We start from the raw sequence: 20,419 nt of genomic DNA, 5'->3' as shown, positions 1-20,419 counted from the left end.
GACAAGGCAGGTATCTACAGCAAAATTATGGATAAGCACTCAGCCATCTGCTGATGACGGTGCTAAGTGTAGACAGCTTTATCGGCTGATATTATGTATAGCCGGCTGAAATACACCCAAGCATGAGCGAATTTTTGCCCATGATTAGGTAATTGACGCATTACCTGTAGTTAAGTCTCAAACACGCTACAGCCCTGATGCGTCGCACCATAGGCTCAGTATTTATAAATAAAACTACAGCTATGTTAACTATGTGTAACATACTCGTGCGCTAAGGGTACCCTATTCTGCCGTGAAGCTCAAATCTATCAGTCAGTTATCTGTCATAAATGACCAAAAGGCAGAGGCAGACCTCAAGAAAAATGGCATTGACAAATGGGGTTTATGAAAAGGTGTTTGTGAGGGTGTCACTAAGGCTAACGTATTGAATGGTGGCAGTATTAAATGATCAATGTGAGGGTACCAAAGTAAACGAATCGATGATAACGACAGGATTTAGAAAATGTGGTTAGGCAATACTCATCAAATACCAGTGTAGTAGGTGACTCTATTGTCACGCAAAAACCCAGCCAGCCCCAAACCATAGCGCTGGGCGACCCGTACGGCCGTACTGGTGGGCGCAGACATACCAACGAGCCAAGGGATACGTCCCCGAATCGATTTTTGTACCAGCTCGATAGACAAGCGTGAGGTCATCAGCACACAGTCTGCCTCTCGCTTGTTGCGCAGCTGCCAGCCAATCAGTTTGTCTAGCGCGTTGTGGCGGCCAACATCTTCAAACAAATACAGCTGCTCGTCATGCAGGGTCGCTGCAGCGTGTACCGCCCCTGCCAGCTGATGGGTATGCTGCATGGTAGTGATTTGCTGGCGCATATCCAATAGATAATCCAGACGCGGGCAGGCTGTCTGAATTGGTTGGCTATCTTGCGTATAAGTGCTCAAATCAGGTAGGGCTTGTGTCAGCCCCGTGATACCGCACATACCGCAGCCTATACGGCCCGCCAGTTGGCGCTTTTGGGCTTGGATGCGCTGATGGCAGCGTTGGCTCAGTCTGAGCTCTACCACATAGACGTCATAGTCTTGCAGCTGTGTGAGAAGTGTCTCAAGCGTGTCTGGCAAAGCAGCTGTATCTACTGCATTAGGAATTTTGCGCATGACAGACCTCATCGATAAATGGCGGCATAATGGTGGTATCTCATCACTATATAATGCCCGCTGTACCGTGTGTAGCAGTAATAACCATAGATAACAAAAAACCTTTAAGAAAAGCGCGTTTTCTTAAAGGTTTTAGAAGCAATCAGAAACAGTAATGTCTGCTTTTTGAGAGTCAATAAGTTGAGACAATCTAGCTCAAAATTAAGCTATCGTCTTCGACCTTTTCACCACGGGTTTGCTCGAACATATCGAGCAGGTCATGGACGGTCATGCCGCGACGAGTGTCTCCTGCAACATCTAAGACCACTTGGCCTTGATGTAGCATCACCGTGCGCGTGCCGTGCGCCAGCGCCTGCTGCATAGAGTGGGTGACCATCATCGTCGTGAGGCTATTGTCTGTGACGATCTTATCAGTCAGCTCCAAGACAAACGCTGCTGTCTTCGGGTCAAGCGCGGCCGTATGTTCATCTAGTAATAAGATTTTGGAAGGCTGGAGCGAGGCCATCAGGAGGCTAACTGCCTGACGTTGCCCGCCTGATAGCAATCCCATGCGGTCAGTTAAGCGGTTTTCTAATCCCAGTTTAAGTACGGACAGCTTTTCGCGAAACAAATCACGGTTATTTTGGTTTAAGGCAAAGCTCAACCCACGCTTGCCGCCACGTTTGTACGCCAGTGCCATGTTTTCTTCGATAGTGAGCGCCTCGCAGGTGCCCGCCATCGGGTCTTGAAACACGCGAGCGACCCAGTGCGCACGCTGATGCGCGGTTTTTTTGGTGACATCAATACCATTGAGTAAGATTGAGCCACTATCGACACGTGTGGTACCACTGACAGCATTCAAAAACGTGGATTTACCAGCACCATTGGTACCAATCACCGTCACAAACTCACCATCTGCAATGTTGAGATTGATGCCGCGTAGCGCCGGATTTTCGATAGGGGTGCCTGGGTTAAAGGTTAACCGCAAATCTGTGGCTTGCATCATAGTCGTTATTCCTTATTGTCACTTTCAGACAGTCACTTCAAGCTTGTATTGCTACTTTACCCACTATTAAGCGCGAGCCTTGCGAGATAAAAACTTGGTTTTGGCTTTTGGTAGTACCAGTGCCAGTACCACCAGTAGGGCGGTGATTAGGTTTAAATCCTGCGGACCAAATCCGATGCTACGTAGTGTATCGCTCGATAGCGCCACCTGAATAAACAGCTTATATAGTACCGCCCCGACGATAACAGCAAAGGTAATCAGCCAGATACGCTTGGCAGGAATGATGGTCTCACCGATGATGACGGCTGCTAGACCAATGACAATGGTACCGATACCGATAGAGATGTCCGCGCCGCCTTGTGTTTGTACAAACAAAGCACCTGCCAGTGCGATTAGACCATTGGATATGGCCATACCGATGATGGTCATCCATGAGGTGTTGATACCTTGGGCTTGTGCCATCCGTAGGTTGGAGCCTGTGGCACGCATCGACAAGCCAGTTTCAGTGTTATAAAACCAATCTAAAAACAGCTTGGCCAGTAAGATCACCACCCCAATGATCAAGCAGCGCATCCAATAGCCGTTGCCATCGGTTACCAAGCTGCTAAATACAGTGGTCTCACCAAGGAGCGGTAAGTTTGGCGCACCCATGATGCGCAAGTTGACAGAGTATAGAGCGACCATCACCAAGATACTGGCAAGTAGCTGCAAGATACCCAGCTTGACGTGGAGCCATGCCGTGACGATACCTGCGACTGATCCTGCGAGCATACCAAACGCGCAAGCAAGCCATGGGTTGATACCAGCGACGATAGAGATACCAGCGACAGCGCCGCCGAGCGGAAAGCTGCCATCAGCCGTCAGATCAGGAAAGTCGAGCGTACGAAATGAGATCAGGACGCCAAGTGCAACAAGGCCATAAATCAGACCGCTTTCAAGCGCACCAAAAAAAGCAATTAAAGACATAAGAGATCAGTAAGTCATAACCAAGTGTCCGGCGCGAGAGAGTCACATAAATGCGCGGCGATTGCCACACTCATATAAACGCCAAACAGCTAAGCGGTGAATTTAACAGATTAAACAATCTGCGGTTAGGGTAAACCAAAACATATCACGATGAATAACGATCATAAGCTACCTTGGTTTTAATTATATAGGCCCATCGGACAAAACCAACGACAGACAGCCATGAATAGCGCTCGCTGTCTGTTTGGTGGTTTTGCTGATAGATAGACGCTGCTATGTGACGTTAAAAATAAAAGGTCGTTATTCTATCACTTCTTTGGCGTTATCGATAACCGCTTGTGACAAAGTAATGCCTTCTTCAGTCGCATGTTTTGGACTGACATACAAATCTAGCGCTTGCGGCGTATAGACAGGGATAGTGCCGGCTTTTTCACCATTTAAGATACGCACAACGATTTTGCCAGTTTCGCGGCCAAGATCGTAGTAGTTGACGCCCAACGCCGCCACCGCACCGCGCTCGACTGAGCTGGTGTCTGAGGCAATCAGCGGAATCTTACTTTCTTTGGCGATTTGGTATAGCGACTCATAAGCCGACACCACGTTGTTATCGGTTGAGGTGTAGATCATATCCACCTTACCCTCAAGACTGCGGGCGGCCATGGCGATATCGTTACTACGCTGTGCTGGCGCTTCATGCACATTGATACCAAGTGGCGTTAGCTTTTCTTTTAGGTTTTTTAGGATGATGGTTGAGTTGACTTCACCTGGGCTATAGACGTAACCGACATTTTTTAGGTCTGGGATGATCTGACGCATCAGCTCGATTTGCGGCTCATAGGGTAGCGCATCTGATGCGCCAGTGACGTTGGTGCCTGAGCCATCAAGTTTCGGTACTAGCTTGGCGGCGACAGGGTCAGTCACAGCCGAAAACACCATCGGAATGGTGCTGGTCGCTGCCGCAACAGACTGAGCGGATGGGGTGGCGATCGCGACGATAGCGTCTGGCTCATCAGCAACAAACTGCTTGGCGATCTGTCCGGCTGTTGCCGTATTGCCTTGTGCGCTTTGAAAGTTAACCGTTAGGTTTTCACCGTTTTTAAAACCTGCTTCATCGAGCTCGTCGATCACGCCTTTACGTACGTCATCTAAGGCAGGATGCTCGACAATGGCGGTAATGGCGACCGTTTTCATTTGCGTGGCGATACTGTCTGTCGCACCGTCAGCACTATCGGTGTCTTGGGCTGTCTGATTACAGCCAGTTAAGATCGCAGTACAAACGCCGCCTAATAACAGCGCCTTACTGAAGTTGAAATGACCAAAACGGTTTTGATAAAACATAGCTCTCACTCCTGAAAATAATAATGTGTCCGTACATTATTTAATAAATGGGTAAAGGATAACGTCAGTTGACTGTGTCATACAATCAATGCATCACACGCCCTATGACTACTGCGCAGTGGTTTGTGCCTTTTTGTCGATATTGATGGCGTTTTTTAGCAAATCCTCACTCAAGCTTATGCCTTGCTCAGCGGCATGCTTTGGACTGGCGTACAAGGTTAAGGTGTTCATGACCTCAGGCTTAATGGCGCTCACGGCTTCGCCATTTAGCACGCGATAGACCATCTTGCCTGTGGTACGACCAAAATCATAATCATTGACCCCAAGTGCGGCGGTCGCGCCGCGTCGTACGCTAAACTCGTCCGAAGCAATCACCGGAATATCCAGCTCGTTGGCCGCGCCTGCCATGGCTTCAAAGGCAGATACCACGTTGTTGTCAAGCGAGGTATAAATGACATCGGCACGACCTGAGAGGCTGCGCGTTGCCATGGCGACATCGGTTGGGCGATTGGCCGTGACATCTAAGATGGTAAGGCCATAATTTGGCGCGGCTTTTTTGAGCTGATCGAGCACCACCACAGAGTTGACTTCACCTGGGCTATAGACATAGCCGATGGTTTTGGCATCGGGGACGATTTTTTTGATATTGTCCAGTTGCGGCTCGATAGGCAGCTCACTTGATAGGCCAGTGACGTTTGACTGGATAGGCACGTCATTGGCGTCGATGAGTTTCGCCGCCACAGGGTCTGAGATGGCGGTATAAATCACAGGGACGGTTTTGGTAGAGGCCACCACTGACTGTGCCGAGGGCGTCGATATGGCGACGATGGCATCAGGGTTGTCGCCGGCAAACTGTTTGGCTATTTGCCCTGCGGTGGCAGTATTACCCTGCGCACTTTGGAAGTTTACTGTGAGGTTTTGACCTTCGATGTAGCCATTATCAGCCAGCTCATCAATGATACCGCGGCGCATCTCATCTAGCGATGGATGTTCGACGATCTGGGTGATGGCCAAAGTCTTGGCAGGTTTATCGGCATCAGTACCAGCACTATCGGCGGCGGTGTCGGTAGCGTCTGAGCAGCCCAGTAGTCCAAGGGCCGCGCTCATGGCGGCACCATATAGGCTAAAGCGTAAAGTAGTAGCAAAGGTCATGTTATTCTGGCTCGTCGGTTAAAGAAGTGCAGGTTACCCGAGTCAATATTATGTACATGCTGAGATAACGGGCGAACATAAAAGTAATCAATCCATGATTATTACGTCCATATTATGACAGCAATGTAAGTTATCGCAATAAAAAATTAAAGCGCATTCGTCATAGGCGTACTTAGTAAGACTATTAGGCATTGTCGTAACCACTGTCATAAGTGTGGTTTTGAGTATTTAACCATAAGAATTAGCCTTTTAAGGCATTGTCTTATCCAATAAACTGATAGTCAAAAAGCATACAAGCTAGCAACGCATCTATTACGAACCGACTTCATAATTAACGTAAGCTAATGTTTATATAAAAATTTTTATATGAGAAGTAGGGTGCGTCCAAAATTTATATCATTACTATGTTGACGTGTTGAATATACAACGCACTCAAATATCTCATTACTATTATTCAAACGTATATTTTAAGGATAACATTATGAAGACGGCCAATCTAAAACGATTAACCATCGCTGGCATTACGGCAAGCTCATTGATTTGCCTGCCTGCTATGGCAAAAGACAATCATGGTAATGGGCACGGTCATGGAAATGGCAAGGGTAACTCTGCTCACATTAGTAAAGATTACAACCATAACAATTATCAAAATAATGGCAATGCCCACCCTAATATTAATGCGTATCGCAATGCTAGCCCTAACGCGTCATTCAAGCGTGACCTTGATAAATACGGTTATAGAGTAGTCGGCAAGATTGATAGAAGGGATTATGATCGTTCTGTTATTTTAGACCGTTATGATGACCGTTATGTACGTATCCGTACGCCAGACAATAAGATTGTGACAGTAATTAATAACACGTTGGAAATTATTGATGTTTTGAGTAGATAACAGCGAGATTCAATCTTTTAAGTCAGCCATAAAAAAACGGTCTATTTAGACCGTTTTTTTCGTTCTTTCTTTAATTATCACTTACACCACTACTTAAGTTAATATTTTTATGCGAGTACATCACCAATGACACAGTTATCAGGTAGCGTAACGACCGTTAGCTGAGTTTTTGGATCGCCTGATGACAAAATCATGCCCTCAGAGACACCAAACTTCATCTTGCGCGGCGCCAGATTGGTGACGCAGATCACCTTTTTATCCAATAACTGCTCAGGCTCATAAAACTTACGAATACCGCTAAACACGTTACGTGGCTTTTCTTCACCAACATCTAGGGTGAACTGTAGTAATTTGTCTGCGCCTTCTACATGGTTACACTCTAAAACGTGTGCGACTTTCATCTCGACTTTGGCAAAGTCTTCGATACCAATATAATCCGTTTGCTCGGCATCAGTATTAGCGTCTATTGCAGGTGATTTGTCTTTTGCGACAGGCTTGTTATTTTCGGTCACAGCAGGCGCATCAGCTTGAGCTAATGATGCTTTAGAATCTTCTACCATGGCTTCAATATCTTTTTCTTCGATACGTTGCATCAGTGGCTTGAATTTATTGATTTTATGACCCAGTAGCCACTCATTGCGGCTGGCAAAGCTTAAGTCTTCAATATTCAAAAACGTTTTGGCATTGGTGGTCAGCTCAGGCAATACTGGTGCCAGATAGACCATCAACTGACGGAAAATGTTGATAGCGACCGAGCAGACGTCTTGAACTTCTTGCTCAGTGCCTTCTTGCTTGGCAAGTGACCATGGTTTTTTGCCATCGATATACTCGTTGGCCTTGTCCGCACACTGCATGATAAGGCGCATGGCACGGGAGAACTCGCGGTTTTCATAAGCAGCAGCAATCTCATCGCCCGTTTTGGTGATGTCTTCTAACAACTCAGGCTCAGCGCAGACCTCTGAGAGCATCCCGTCGTATTTTTTGACGATAAAACCGGCGCTGCGACTGGCGATATTGACCACTTTACCCACCAAGTCAGAGTTGACCTTTTGCATAAAATCTTCTAAATCAAGGTTGATGTCCTCGACCTTATCTGACAGCTTACTGGCGAAGTAATAACGCAGATACTCTGGGTGCAAGTGCTCGGCATAAGTCTCAGCTTTGATAAAGGTGCCGCGTGACTTACTCATTTTTTCGCCATTGACCATTAAGAAACCATGAGCAAAAACGCCCGTTGGCGTGCGGAATTCACTACCGGCTAGCATGGCAGGCCAAAATAGTGCATGGAAATACACGATGTCTTTACCGATGAAGTGATACACCTCGGTTTTATGCTCATTTTCCTGTGCCCAATAGCGGTCAAAATCGAGCGCCTGATCGCTGCCTTCGCGTTTGTCGCATAGGTTTTTAAAGCTGGCCATGTAGCCCACTGGTGCATCGAGCCATACATAAAAGTATTTGTCTGGCTCATCGCTTGGGGTATCGGGTATCTGAAAACCAAAATACGGCGCATCGCGAGAGATATCCCAACTGGTGAGACCCGCTTCAAACCATTCTTGTAGCTTATTGGCGACCGAGACTTGCAAACGCTCATCACTGCGGGTCCAGTCTTTTAAAAACTGCTCAAATCCTGGCAAATCAAAGAAATAATGCTTTGAGGTTTTGAGTACCGGCGTGGCATCCGACAACGTCGAATAGGGGTTTTTTAGCTCGGTGGCATCATAGGTGGTGCCGCAGACTTCACAGTTATCACCATATTGGTCTGGGCTAGCGCACTCTGGGCACTCTCCCTTGACAAATCGATCGGCCAAAAACAATTGCTTTTCGGGGTCAAACAATTGCTCGACATCCTTTGTGCTGATGTGGCCGGCGTTATTTAGACGACGATAAATCAGCTCAGAAAAATGCTTGTTTTCTTCTGAGTGGGTGCTGTGGTAGTTGTCAAATTCAATCAAAAACTTTGCAAAATCTGCTTCGTGTGAGGCTTTGACCGAGGCGATTTGCTCTTCTGGCGTGACGCCATTGGCTTCTGCTTTGAGCATGATGGCTGTACCGTGCGCGTCATCGGCACAGACATAAGTGACCTGATGGCCTTGCGCCTTCATGGCACGTACCCAGATGTCTGTCTGAATATATTCTACAAGGTGCCCCAAATGGATGTAGCCATTGGCGTAGGGCAGCGCACTGGTTACTAAAATCTCACGCACTTTTATCACCTATATTTTTGTATAAATGGGTTGGTTATCAAACGTCACACGCTGTTTATAAAGGTATGATGATGACGTTATCAAGGCTAAAAACTTCTAAAATAAGCAAAAGTCTAAAAAGTGTGCCTATGATACCGTAATTCGGCCAAATTTGTGATATTCCTTAGTAATTAACGCTAAGTGATGGCTGATTTTTTATAAAAAACCAGCATCGCTTTGACATAAAAAACCCACCGAGCGCAGGCTAAGTGGGTGGTATTCGTGGTTATCATCAATCGAAAATAAGACGACTGTAGAGTGAGGTGCGCTAAGGCTAGGCGAGCGGTGCGATCAAAAAGAACCAAACATCGTCCCTAAGATGATGATAGCGATCACTGCGATCAGCGGAATCAAAACCGTACAAGCAACGACCAATGAGATGATAATTGACCATAGCCTTCACCTGCGGCATTGGCTTTTTTTGGCGCGTGTCTGTAGCCATAGCCAGCCACAGACAAACATAATGGTACCGCCGATGATACCCAGTATCGGTGCGGCAAAAACGTTGGTATTGTAGTATGGGATTGGGATGGCGTTTTGAATGGCTGGCGTGCCTGGTAGTGCTGTCATGGTAAAGGTAAAGGAGCCAAGCGCAATCGCTGCTGGAATCAAGCGCTTGGGTACGTAGGTCAATAAAATTAATCAAAATATGTAATTTTTGATTTTTTATCAAATATTAATCTAGAATAATATGATATTGACTTGCCTCATACCTCGCTACTGTACTGTCTCATTCGTTCTTAGTGTTATTGTCTTCTCGCTACGAGAATTATATGTTAAGTTAGCATAAGTATTTGATATATGATATATCGATATAAAATGTATTGATTTAAATTTAAAAAAGTCAATACGCTATTGATTGGCACAATAAATAAATCATGATAGATAATGGACGTTAATAACAAAAACAGACTTGCAAGGAGATAAGTATGAGTCGCTCAAAAGTATATAGTAGTGCCGAAGAGGCGCTAAAAGGCATCGTCAGCGATGGGCAGACGCTTGCTATTGGCGGGTTTGGTCTGTGCGGTATTCCTGAAGCGTTAATCGAAGCATTGCGTGATAGCGGAGTTAAGGATTTGACCTGTATCAGTAACAACGCCGGTGTCGATGACTTCGGTTTAGGATTACTACTACAAACCCGTCAAATTAAAAAAATGATTTCATCTTACGTCGGCGAAAACAAAGAATTTGAGCGTCAATACTTGGCAGGTGAGCTTGAAGTTGAGCTGACGCCGCAAGGCACCTTGGCCGAAAAACTGCGCTCAGGCGGTGCAGGCATTCCTGCATTTTATACCGCCACAGGCGTTGGTACGCTGGTCGCTGAAGGCAAAGAAACCCGTGAGTTTGACGGTCGTACTTATGTGTTAGAGCATTCACTGCGCGCCGATGTGGCATTGATTAAAGCGCAAAAGGCTGATAAGGCGGGCAATTTAATCTTTAATAAAACCGCTCGTAACTTCAACCCGGATTGTGCGATGGCGGGCAAAGTGACCATCGTTGAGGTCGAAGAAATCGTCGAGACCGGCACTCTTGACCCTGATGACGTACATCTGCCCGGTATTTTTGTGCAGCGTATCGTCTTAAATGATAACCCTGAAAAACGCATCGAAAAAACCACCACTAAAGCCGCCAAGAGTGCTTAGTTAGTGGTTTTACCCAAACCTTTTAAAAATGACGTTAATAATAGAATATTGTAATACTACTTCTAAAAATTGAGCAGCAAGTAAGATAACCCTAAGTGCTACATTTTGTAGACTAAGCGAGTTTGATGCCGCTAATCATATTTCTTGGAGTGGTTATAAAAATAAGGAAATCACCATGGCATGGACAAGAGAGCAGATGGCACAGCGTGCCGCACAAGAGTTGCAAGACGGCTATTATGTAAACTTGGGCATTGGACTACCGACCCTCGTGGCCAACTATATTCCTGAAGGGGTGGATGTCTGGCTACAGTCTGAAAACGGCCTATTAGGTATTGGCGAGTTTCCAACGGCGGAGAATGTCGATGCCGACTTGATTAATGCGGGCAAGCAAACGGTGACCGCAGAGCCGGGCGCCAGTTATTTTAGTAGCTCAGAGTCGTTTGCGATGATTCGAGGTGGTCATGTCAATCTGGCGATACTCGGCGCGATGGAAGTGTCAGAAAAAGGGGATTTGGCTAACTGGATGATCCCCAAAAAAATGGTCAAAGGCATGGGCGGCGCGATGGATTTGGTGGCCGGTGTGCAGCGGGTGATTGTGCTGATGGAGCAAGTCAACAAACACGGCGAGCCAAAAATCCTTGCAGAATGCGCGCTACCCTTGACAGGCAAAGGCGTGGTCGACCGTATCATCACCGAGCTTGCCGTATTAGACGTGACTGAAAATGGTTTGAAGTTGGTTGAGCTGGCAGAGGGTGTCAGCTTTGAGGAGCTACAAGAAAAAACCCCAGTGAGCATTATGCAATAACGGCGGCCAACAAAGACTGAACACAGCCAACTGATAAAGGATGATCGCATATGGCAACCCAATTACAACAAGATTTGACAAGCAAAGTGGCCTTAGTCACAGGCGCCGCAAGTGGTATCGGACGCGATATCGCCGAAACCTATGCCAAGGGTTTGTCAAAACCTCACTGGTCGAAAAACAAATCCCCGAACAAGCCGCCGAAAAAGGCATCAGTGAAGAGTCAGTGGTGAATGACATTATGCTGGTCAATACCGTCGATAAAGCCTTTACTACAGTCGATGATATTGCCCAGCTGGCTTTGTTTTTAGCAGCATTCCCAAGTAATGTCTTTACTGGGCAATCCATCGTCGCCAGCCATGGTTGGTTTATGAATTAATAAAATCCAAACTGAGCCAGTCGCGGATTTATGACGCTTTTATATAAATTGATATCATTCATGTTTGTTTGTGGTATCAACTTTGGCAACACTGACCGTGATTGTGGTTTGCTGGCTATTTGAGGCGTTTGACCATCATCAGCTTGCTAGTAAAAGACCAATCCATTAGGATTTGATTTTATGTTGACTTGAGCCAATTGTATTGGCTCTTTTTTATGAGCGCCTGTTGCCTACTTAGCGCCTGATATTCAAGTCGCTTCAAGTCGCCATGGCGCAGGTGTTCCCGCGGGCCAGCCTAGCAAAGATAGTCGGTGAGATGCCCGCTGATGAGCGTACCGATTTATATAAGCGTCTCAATCAAGCGCAGGGTGATGCCCTGCTACCAGCATTGGCACAGGCAGAGCGCGAAGACATTCGCAGACTCTCCGCCTATGAAGAGCGTACCGCTGGGGCGCTGATGTCGGTGGTGATGATTGGTTGTGTGATCGGCATGAGCTTGCCATTTGTGCTGAACAAATTAGGCTTTGACCCTGCCGCCGCCAGTGCACCTTTGATCACTTCAGTGTGTGATGCGTCGGGAGTGCTGATCTATTTATTTATCGCCTCGAAGTTTTTGGCGATTGGTTGAATTGGTTTTTGCCATAGGTATCGTCGGCGCGCGTGTTCCCACTGGCATTGTGGTTTTTTTATAGCGTCAATTGAGCTACACTGTCGGATAATAAGGGTAGACAAAAAGCTGATGATGTATTATTGACCAGCGCGACGACGGTATTGCTCGAGTTGTCCTACCGGCCCACTTGCAAAATAGGTAATCATGATAGCCATGTTTAATTTTATGAAAAAAAAATCCAAAGCCGAAACACCGCAGCAGCGTGCCGAGCGTGATAGCGCAGTTGATAAAGTCTTGCTCGGCTATGAAGTCGGCACCGTTAGCATTGCCACGATGGTGACGGGGCTTGAGCGCGACGGGCAAGTGCTCACCTTAGATTTGCGCTTACCCAAAGACAGTAACCCTGAACAGATACAACAGGAGCTGGGTCAACTGCTGCATCCGCATGGTATCAGAACCATTCATATGAATGTGCGCCTACCAGCCGATGTTAAAGGTGCTGGTGCAAGCTTGCCCAAAGCGCCGCCCAAATCGATGCCAAAGACGACAGATGCCATGGCCACTCACGCCAAACCTGCTACCCAAGCAGACCAAGAACCGACAAGCAGTGAGCCACCAATTACTAAGGCTGCGCCGACCCAAGCATCGCTGGAAGCGCACCCACGTATTCGTCATATCATTGTGGTGGCCTCAGGCAAAGGTGGCGTCGGCAAATCAACGACGACAGTCAATATTGCTTTGGCATTACAAAAGCTTGGCAACCGTGTGGGTGTGCTAGATGCCGATATCTACGGCCCTAGTATGCCAACGATGCTGGGTGTGGCGGATATCAAGCCTGAGCTAGAAAACGAGCAGTTTGTGCCTGTCGAGGCGCACAGTATGGCCATGCTATCGATAGGTAGCTTGCTCGATAGTGACAACACTCCTGTCGCGTGGCGCGGCCCCAAGGCCACGGGCGCCCTGATGCAGCTATACAATCAAACCAACTGGCCACAATTGGACTATTTGGTGATTGATATGCCACCAGGTACAGGTGATATTCAGCTGACATTGGCGCAGCGTATTCCTGTCACAGGGGCAGTGATTGTGACAACACCGCAGCATGTGGCCTTGATGGATGCGCAAAAGGGCGTTGAGATGTTTAACAAAACCAATATCCCCGTACTGGGTGTGGTGGAAAACATGGCGCTGCATACCTGTAGTAACTGCAACCATACCGAGGCCATCTTTGGCAGCGGTGGCGGCGAGTTTATCGCAGAGCAATATCAGGTGCCGCTACTAGGCCAGTTGCCACTTGCCAGTGGTATCCGCGCCCAAGTGGACAAAGGGGTGCCAAGCGTCTTGGCTGACGATGAGTTTGCCTCTTATTATTTGAGCATTGCCAAAAACATCGAAGCCAACATTGCAAAATTTGCCAAACCAGTCGATGATAAGCGAATTTTTTGATAGGTTTTGCGCGCTACTCGAATAATAGTAAAATAGCCTAAGCATGTTTTTCCATAAAGAACGTGATTTACAGCAAGGAAGTATGGTGAGCATATCGATTTATCGGCGTCATTTAGACGATATTCCCAAGCAGTATGTGTTATTGAAACTGTTGCGCCCGCCGATATATGTGATCGAGCTTTCAAACAATCAAATAATTGCTGTTTGCTATTACAAAGACGGTAGTAGCAAACGGTATCAAATCAACGCCGAATTTAGCAATCGCCGCATGGTGATCGCTGATTTTAATAAGTTTTCAGCAGTGTTGGCTGAGTTATTAAAAAAGTTTCCTCGGCACTTTTTATGGATGAGCGCGATAGCCGCTACTGATGTGACACAAAAGCTGACAGATGGTTTGACCGATATAGAGATTAAGGTGATAAGAGAAGCCATTTGGGTGTCTGCAAGACAAGCAAAAAGAAGCGTCGTAAGCACCACCGTTGGCTACCAAGGACAGATAGTCTCACGATAAAATTTGGCTAGGATGCCTCACTTATGAACCAAAACCCCAGCCCTAACGCACAAAATCAGCCGCACTCACCTGTGGGTGCAAGACCAGTTATTGAACAGCTTATCCAAGAGGGACAGCCCACTTTTGGGGTGTTTACGCAAGTCAAAAGCATCAATTATCTTGACTACCGCAGTCATCTGATCTCGCAAAAGACGCTGCCAAACTGGCGAAAAGATCTCAAAGCCAATCAATTTTGCTTTATCCAAATTATTCAGCCGCCTTATCGCATCTGTTTGGCACTGGCGACCATCAAACTTGCCACCAGTGCCTTTGTTTATCTTTATAACGATGAGACTGATGAGCTAGAGGTTTGTGAAGCTTTACAGCCTTTGACGCGGCAGACGCAGCTAATAGGTGATTGCTATCAAGGGCGCATGGCATTTACCCATAATAAGCTGACCGTAACATTGGATTTTACGCCTTCACAAGTCGCAGTAGCATTGGATAGTAAACACATTACGCTTGATGCGATGCTACAGCGGCAAGCGCAGCCACTTGCGATCTGCACCCCAACGGGCAGGCGCGGCTGGACATACACACAAAAAGAGCCACTGACAGCAGTCATGGGACACATGTGCATCAAAGAAGCATCAATATTTAATATCGCTGCGGTTACGGCTGGCAGCCAAACCAAGCAAATAGACTTTGATGCGTCTGCAATTGCCAATCTAGATTGGACGCTGGGCTATATGCGTCGCGAGACCAATTGGTTTTGGACATGTATCAATCACTATTTGCCCGATGGTCGCCATTTTTTATTGAACTTATCGATGGGTGTCAATGAAACAGGTATGAGCGAAAATGCCTGCTGGCTAGATGGGCAGATACATTATCTACCGCCTGTGATGTTTGTACGTAAGGCCTTGCAGGCAGTTGTGCCAAGTACTTGGCGTGTTTATCATCAAAACCTTGGCTGGAGCAATGTCGATATTGATTTGACCTTTACGCCCATGACTGTCTATCAAAAAACCGATAACTTTGGCGTGCTGGCCAGTATTTTTGAGCAATGGCTTGGCTGGTATAGTGGGGAGATACGGCTGGGCGATACCGTCATCAGGCTCGATCATGTCATGGGATTGGCAGAAGACCATTTTGCCAAATGGTAGCCTAGAGGTCTTGCCTGCTTTTTATAAAGTGACTCGGTTGACTCGGGTGTTAAAAGTTTGGTTGTCAAGTAGTTTGGGTGTTAAGGGTTTGGCTATTAAATGGTTTGCATGATAAATAGTGACAGCTCTATAAATTCAGCGCTCAATTCCGTATAATCACCGCTACCAATATACGAAGCGTGTCTCTTAGAGGGTGACAATCATGACAGCCTCTGGGTCATTGATGCGCTATCGTCAGCGCCCAACCCCTATATTATTATTTGCTAAGGAACAAAAATGTCTATCAAATCTGACCGCTGGATTCGCAAAATGGCTGAAGAACATGGCATGATTGAGCCATTTGAGGCGGGTCAAGTACGTTTCAACGATGCAGGCGAGCGTTTGGTCAGCTACGGCACATCAAGCTACGGATACGATGTACGCTGTGCCCCTGAGTTTAAAGTTTTTACCAATGTACACTCTGTGGTGGTCGATCCCAAAAACTTCGATGATAAAAGCTTTATCGATATCGTTGGTGATGAGTGCATCATTCCGCCCAACTCATTTGCGCTGGCGCGTACCGTTGAGTACTTTCGTATACCACGCGATGTCCTGACTATTTGTCTTGGTAAATCTACTTATGCACGCTGCGGCATCATCGTCAACGTCACACCACTTGAGCCTGAGTGGGAAGGGCATGTGACGCTTGAGTTTAGTAATACCACCAATCTACCTGCGCGCATTTATGCAGGTGAAGGGGTTGCACAGATGCTGTTTTTCCAAAGTGATAGCGATGATGTTTGTGAAACCAGCTATAAAGACCGTGGCGGCAAGTACCAAGGTCAACGCGGTGTCACGCTGCCAAGAACGTAGTCGGCAGCCGCTCAATTATTGCTGTTTGGCGCTAGCTTAGGTCTTTAGCCTTATAGAGTAAAGTTATAGAGTGTTAAATAAGCAAAAAGCCAGTCATGGTTCATACGACTGGCTTTTTTGTGGGCTAAAAACTAAGGTGTTAGAGGTTTTTGTTACTTTAAGACTTTTAGACCCGCTTTGTTATCGCGTTTGGGTTTGGGCTTGTCAGCCTTGGGCGTCGTGTGCTGCTCTTCTGGCACATAATTGTCATACTCGTTTGGATCAAAAAACATGCCTTGCGAGTTTTCTTTGGCATAGATACCCATCACCGCCGTCAATGGCACCCAAATCTCTTGTGAGACGCCACCAAAACGAGCGCTGAACTGGATATAGTCATTGTCTATACGCATATTGCCTGTCGCACGGCTGGCAATATTGAGCACAATACGGCCATCTTGCACATGTTCGGTTGGTACCTGGACGTTTTTGGCCGTCGCATCGACCATCAGATAGGGCGTCAGCGCATTGTCCTCTATCCATTGATAAAGGGCGCGTACCATATATGGACGAGTTGGGGTGAGAGAAGTGGTATCGCTCATCTAATGATTTCCTATACTAAATATGGGTTAAGAGATAAACGGTCATCTGTGACAACAGTCTACTATTTTAAATAATACATTGTTTGCAACAGACAAGTATGGCGGGACTAATTTTCGCATTGTCACTGTCTGTTTGGTTTTTATTTTTTTTACGCTTTTTATTCTAAGACAGACATCGAGCCTTGTCTAATTAGCGCACACTTCTTTGGAAGCTCTCGCGCTCAAAGATACGCTGCTGATAGTCCAATAAAGGCCGACTGATCGCACGCGGTAGCGCTATGCCCATGTCTTCTAGTCGCCACAGTAAAGGCGCTAACAACACGTCACACCAGCCAAAGTCATCTGCTATAAAATAAGGCTTATGCGCAAACAAAGGCGCAAGCGTAATTAAAGAATCACTGAGCTGTTTTTTGGCAATGACAGCTTTCGCTTTATTAAAACTATCAGGATGTGTCAGTAGCTGCTTGCCGAGCACCAGCCAATCATGCTGGATGCGCCATGCCAATTGGCGAAACTGGGCGCGCTCTTGCGGGGCTTCAGGGAGCAGCTTATTGGTATGGTAGCGCTCTTCTAAGTATTCAAAAATCACGTTGATCTCATAAAGGGCAATATCACGCTGCTGCAACACAGGCAGGGTATGATAAGGGTTTAGCTCAGTCAAGTCCTCGGGGCGCTCAGAGTGCAAACGTGACAAATAATAATCGAGCTTTTTTTCTTCAAGTAATAGGCGCACCACATGACTATCGTAGCCGTCATCAGCATATAAGATTAGCTGACTACTTGGAATGTCGTTTGCATCAATCATGAAAGCCTAATGTTCATAGTAAAGGGTGTCATCGTAAACAAAGTAGAGCCGATTATCAAGCCGGTGTACGTAAGCGTGATGGGTGGATGCCGTATGGAGAGGTGTTTGTTCTATTGTCAGTCTTTATTATCTTATCAGTCTCTATTATCTACGCTATCCTCGATTCGATATAAAAACGTTTCATTGAGCGACTTGATAGCCATGTATCTGATTTACTTGGATCAAACTATATAGTAACACGTACAAAATACGGTGCGGCAAAATGAAAAAAGGCACTACCAAAGTAGTGCCTTTTTGTATCTATTATGACCAAGTTTTTATAGCGATAGGCTATGTTTAGGATGCTGTTATTTTACGTCTTTCCAGAACTCTTTATTGAGTAAGTAAACTGGGATCAGTAATACTAACAAGAATAAAATCACAAAGAAGCCAATCACTTGACGGTCATGACGGGCAGGTTCTGCCATCCACGCCATAAAGTTGACCAAGTCACCAACTTCAGATTCAAACTCTTCAGCACTAAGCTCTTCTTGCATGTTATGCAATACGTGCGGCATCGCCGCGTTTGCCAGCACTAAGTTGTTTGAGCCCCAAGGACGGCTTGGATCTTCATAAAATGACAATAGATAAGTATAAACCCAGTCATCACCGCGTAGTCTGGTTTCAAGCGATAGGTCTGGTGGCGCCGCACCAAACCATGCGGCTTGAACATCAGGGTCAATCTCCGCTGTGATATGGTCACCGATTTGATCGGTGGTGACCATTAGGTATTTTTCGACCAGCTCAGGTGGAATATCCAAGTCTTTGGCGATGCGTGAATGACGAACGTACTGTGCAGAATGACAACCAGCACAGTAGTTCATAAAGATTTTTGCACCGTTTTGTAGCGAGCCTTTATTGGTAAAGTCAATGGGGGCTTCACTACAAGCCAAATGTTCTACCACGCCGTCGGCATTGGTAAAAGTACCACATCCGCCGCCTGCTGCCAGCGCACTACCAGCAGTCAAACTCAATGCCGCGCCTAAGCCTAGACCAGCTAGGGATTTGATTAGCGTGCTCATTAGTGACCTCCGGTAACGCGTTCTGGTGGCTGTTTACACTTCTCGATTGCAGTGTAAAACGGCATCAACAAGAAGAACAAGAAATATAGAATCGTGAATACACGAGACATAATAGTCGCAGTTGGCGTTGCAGGTGTCGCACCTAAATAGCCAAGTACGATAAAGCTAATAGCAAAGACAGTTAGTGCAATCTTAGACAAGATACCTTTGTAGCGTATTGAGCGTACAGGTGATCTGTCGAGCCACGGTATCAAGAATAGTACAGCGATGGCCGCACCCATGGCGATGACCCCACCCAGCTTACTTGGAACCGCACGCAAGATGGCATAGAACGGTGTGTAGTACCATACTGGCGCGATATGCTCTGGTGTTTTTAGAGAGTTCGCCGCTTCAAAGTTAGGTGGCTCAAGGAAATAACCGCCGCCTTCAGGGAAGAAGAACACCACCGCAAAGAAACAGATAAAGAATACTACGATACCCACCATATCATGCACAGTGTAGTATGGATGGAATTCGATACCGTCTAATGGTACGCCATTTTTGTCTTTTAGCTTCTTAATATCGATACCATCAGGGTTGTTAGAGCCTACATGGTGCAATGCGACAATGTGCATGAAGACCAAGCCCACAAGGACCAATGGAATAGCGACAACGTGTAGCGCAAAGAAGCGGTTTAGGGTGATACCTGAGATGATATAGTCACCACGTACCCACTCAGCAAGACCGTCACCAATTACCGGCAGCGCCGCAGGAAGGTTTAAGATAACCTGAGCACCCCAAAATGACATGTTGCCCCAAGGGAGTAGGTATCCAAAGAATCCTTCGGCCATAAGAGCCAAATAGATGCCCATGCCGATGAGCCAAATAAGCTCACGAGGTTTTTGATATGAGCCGTAGAGCAGTGCTCTAAACATATGCAAATACACCACGACAAAGAACGCTGAGGCGCCAGTCGAGTGCATATAACGGATGAGCCAACCGCCTTTGACATCACGCATGATGTATTCTACAGACGCAAATGCGCCCTCGGCACTAGGGTTGTACATCATCGTCAGCCAAATACCGGTCACCAACTGGTTGACCAATACGACCATTGACAATACGCCAAAGAAGTACCAAAAGTTAAAGTTCTTTGGTGCATAGTACTTTGACATGTGGTATTCATAGGTTTCAGTCGCTGGGAAACGCGCGTCCACCCAATGCATTAACTTTTTACCCATACTCATATTAAGCCTCCCCAACCGTCAAGATGGTACCTTCCATGCTATATTCTGGAACAGGTAAATTCAGCGGTGCAGGAACGCCACTATAGACACGGCCTGCTATATCATATTTTGATCCGTGACAGGGGCAAAAAAAGCCGCCGTACCAGTCATTACCACCCAAATCGGCTGCGCCCACATCAGGACGGTAGTTCGGTGCACAGCCTAAATGCGTACACACGCCTTCGACCACCAAGACTTCTGGTGTCAAAGAACGCTCTGGGTTTTGGCAATACTCTGGTTGTAGCGATGCTTCTGAATTAGGGTCAGATAGTAATGGCTTAACTGACTCAAGCGTGCTCAACATGTCTTCGGTACGTTTTACCACAAAGATCGGTTTACCGCGATATTTGACGACAATCATCTGTCCCGCTTCAATAGAGCTGATGTCTTGGGTGACTGCAGCCCCTGCAGCCTCAGCTTTGGCGCTTGGGTACCAAGAGCGGACAAAAGGTGTTGCCACAGCAGCTACCCCAGCTGCACCAATTGCGGCAGTTGAGGCAATAAGAACTCTACGGCGTTGTACGTTAACGCCTTCGGCTTGGCTCATTAATACTTCCTCCAGGTGAATGAAATGGGATTATCCCACAC

Annotated in this window: 19 protein-coding genes and 3 pseudogenes; 10 read left to right on the top strand and 12 right to left on the bottom strand. The window is 46.7% G+C overall.

Features of this window, described 5'->3' with window-relative positions:
* Positions 1 to 522 precede the first annotated feature (522 nt).
* From C6W44_RS00135 to C6W44_RS00115, 5 genes are all read right to left on the bottom strand, one after another.
* On the bottom strand, positions 523 to 1,155 hold the full coding sequence (locus C6W44_RS00135; RefSeq protein WP_227526305.1) for a formate dehydrogenase accessory sulfurtransferase FdhD: 633 nt from the start codon (positions 1,153 to 1,155) through the stop codon (positions 523 to 525).
* 190 nt (positions 1,156 to 1,345) lie between these two features.
* Positions 1,346 to 2,140, bottom strand: a complete 795-nt coding sequence (locus C6W44_RS00130) for an ABC transporter ATP-binding protein (RefSeq protein ID WP_100749770.1) — start codon at positions 2,138 to 2,140, stop codon at positions 1,346 to 1,348.
* 66 nt (positions 2,141 to 2,206) lie between these two features.
* Entirely contained in the window at positions 2,207 to 3,106 is a 900-nt protein-coding gene (locus tag C6W44_RS00125) for an ABC transporter permease (protein ID WP_075101629.1), read from the bottom strand.
* Between the two features lie 300 nt (positions 3,107 to 3,406).
* Positions 3,407 to 4,444: an ABC transporter substrate-binding protein gene (locus C6W44_RS00120; RefSeq protein ID WP_105243740.1), complete on the bottom strand. Its 1,038-nt coding sequence runs from the start codon at positions 4,442 to 4,444 to the stop codon at positions 3,407 to 3,409.
* 108 nt (positions 4,445 to 4,552) lie between these two features.
* Entirely contained in the window at positions 4,553 to 5,596 is a 1,044-nt protein-coding gene (locus C6W44_RS00115) for an ABC transporter substrate-binding protein (RefSeq protein ID WP_105243739.1), read from the bottom strand.
* A gap of 481 nt (positions 5,597 to 6,077) precedes the next feature.
* Between C6W44_RS00115 and C6W44_RS00110 the strand changes: the two genes are divergently transcribed.
* Positions 6,078 to 6,488: a hypothetical protein gene (locus C6W44_RS00110; RefSeq protein WP_105243738.1), complete on the top strand. Its 411-nt coding sequence runs from the start codon at positions 6,078 to 6,080 to the stop codon at positions 6,486 to 6,488.
* Positions 6,489 to 6,595: 107 nt separating this feature from the next.
* Here the strand turns inward: C6W44_RS00110 and metG are convergent, their stop codons facing one another.
* Both metG and C6W44_RS00100 read right to left on the bottom strand, forming a co-directional pair.
* Positions 6,596 to 8,695, bottom strand: a complete 2,100-nt coding sequence (gene metG / locus C6W44_RS00105) for a methionine--tRNA ligase (protein ID WP_199774442.1) — start codon at positions 8,693 to 8,695, stop codon at positions 6,596 to 6,598.
* A gap of 425 nt (positions 8,696 to 9,120) precedes the next feature.
* Positions 9,121 to 9,358: pseudogene (locus C6W44_RS00100) on the bottom strand (GntP family permease); the annotation flags it as partial.
* 305 nt (positions 9,359 to 9,663) lie between these two features.
* Between C6W44_RS00100 and C6W44_RS00095 the strand changes: the two are divergent.
* The 9 genes and pseudogenes from C6W44_RS00095 (at position 9,664) to dcd (ending at position 16,122) form a co-directional block, all read left to right on the top strand.
* Entirely contained in the window at positions 9,664 to 10,377 is a 714-nt protein-coding gene (locus C6W44_RS00095; protein ID WP_105243737.1) for a CoA transferase subunit A, read from the top strand.
* 175 nt (positions 10,378 to 10,552) lie between these two features.
* Positions 10,553 to 11,182 (top strand): CoA transferase subunit B, encoded by a 630-nt coding sequence (locus C6W44_RS00090; RefSeq protein ID WP_105243736.1) that lies wholly within the window; start codon positions 10,553 to 10,555, stop codon positions 11,180 to 11,182.
* Positions 11,183 to 11,222: 40 nt separating this feature from the next.
* Positions 11,223 to 11,558, top strand: a complete 336-nt coding sequence (locus C6W44_RS00085) for a hypothetical protein (RefSeq protein ID WP_264755600.1) — start codon at positions 11,223 to 11,225, stop codon at positions 11,556 to 11,558.
* 268 nt (positions 11,559 to 11,826) lie between these two features.
* A pseudogene (locus C6W44_RS13460) lies at positions 11,827 to 11,985 on the top strand (magnesium transporter MgtE N-terminal domain-containing protein); the annotation flags it as partial.
* 24 nt (positions 11,986 to 12,009) lie between these two features.
* A pseudogene (locus tag C6W44_RS00080) lies at positions 12,010 to 12,186 on the top strand (magnesium transporter); the annotation flags it as partial.
* A gap of 195 nt (positions 12,187 to 12,381) precedes the next feature.
* Positions 12,382 to 13,614, top strand: coding sequence for an iron-sulfur cluster carrier protein ApbC (gene apbC / locus C6W44_RS00075; protein ID WP_105246318.1), 1,233 nt, complete (start codon positions 12,382 to 12,384; stop codon positions 13,612 to 13,614).
* 85 nt (positions 13,615 to 13,699) lie between these two features.
* A complete protein-coding gene (locus tag C6W44_RS00070) occupies positions 13,700 to 14,125 on the top strand; it encodes a hypothetical protein (protein WP_158676680.1) in 426 nt (141 codons plus the stop codon).
* Positions 14,126 to 14,148: 23 nt separating this feature from the next.
* Positions 14,149 to 15,270, top strand: coding sequence for a DUF2804 domain-containing protein (locus C6W44_RS00065; RefSeq protein WP_105243734.1), 1,122 nt, complete (start codon positions 14,149 to 14,151; stop codon positions 15,268 to 15,270).
* A 276-nt stretch (positions 15,271 to 15,546) separates the two neighbouring features.
* Positions 15,547 to 16,122: a dCTP deaminase gene (dcd, locus tag C6W44_RS00060; protein ID WP_075101619.1), complete on the top strand. Its 576-nt coding sequence runs from the start codon at positions 15,547 to 15,549 to the stop codon at positions 16,120 to 16,122.
* Between the two features lie 152 nt (positions 16,123 to 16,274).
* Here dcd and C6W44_RS00055 read toward each other — a convergent pair whose 3' ends face one another.
* The 5 genes from C6W44_RS00055 to petA all read right to left on the bottom strand — a co-directional run bounded on the left by C6W44_RS00055 (position 16,275) and on the right by petA (position 20,378).
* A complete protein-coding gene (locus tag C6W44_RS00055) occupies positions 16,275 to 16,700 on the bottom strand; it encodes a ClpXP protease specificity-enhancing factor (protein ID WP_105243733.1) in 426 nt (141 codons plus the stop codon).
* A 190-nt stretch (positions 16,701 to 16,890) separates the two neighbouring features.
* Positions 16,891 to 17,505, bottom strand: a complete 615-nt coding sequence (locus C6W44_RS00050) for a glutathione S-transferase N-terminal domain-containing protein (protein WP_105243732.1) — start codon at positions 17,503 to 17,505, stop codon at positions 16,891 to 16,893.
* A 347-nt stretch (positions 17,506 to 17,852) separates the two neighbouring features.
* Positions 17,853 to 18,566: a cytochrome c1 gene (locus C6W44_RS00045; protein ID WP_105243731.1), complete on the bottom strand. Its 714-nt coding sequence runs from the start codon at positions 18,564 to 18,566 to the stop codon at positions 17,853 to 17,855.
* Positions 18,566 to 19,786: a cytochrome b gene (locus C6W44_RS00040; protein ID WP_413772324.1), complete on the bottom strand. Its 1,221-nt coding sequence runs from the start codon at positions 19,784 to 19,786 to the stop codon at positions 18,566 to 18,568. Before C6W44_RS00040 ends, C6W44_RS00045 begins: the two co-directional genes overlap by 1 nt.
* Before the next feature lie 7 nt (positions 19,787 to 19,793).
* The gene (gene petA, locus C6W44_RS00035) at positions 19,794 to 20,378 is read right to left on the bottom strand and encodes a ubiquinol-cytochrome c reductase iron-sulfur subunit (RefSeq protein WP_105243729.1); all 585 of its coding nucleotides are present in this window, start codon (positions 20,376 to 20,378) and stop codon (positions 19,794 to 19,796) included.
* Positions 20,379 to 20,419: the final 41 nt, after the last annotated feature.

The sequence above is a fragment of the Psychrobacter sp. Marseille-P5312 genome (assembly GCF_900291405.1).
Lineage (GTDB): Bacteria > Pseudomonadota > Gammaproteobacteria > Pseudomonadales > Moraxellaceae > Psychrobacter > Psychrobacter celer.
Note: the sequence above shows the minus strand (reverse complement) of the source record. Positions and strands in the feature narration are given on the sequence as shown.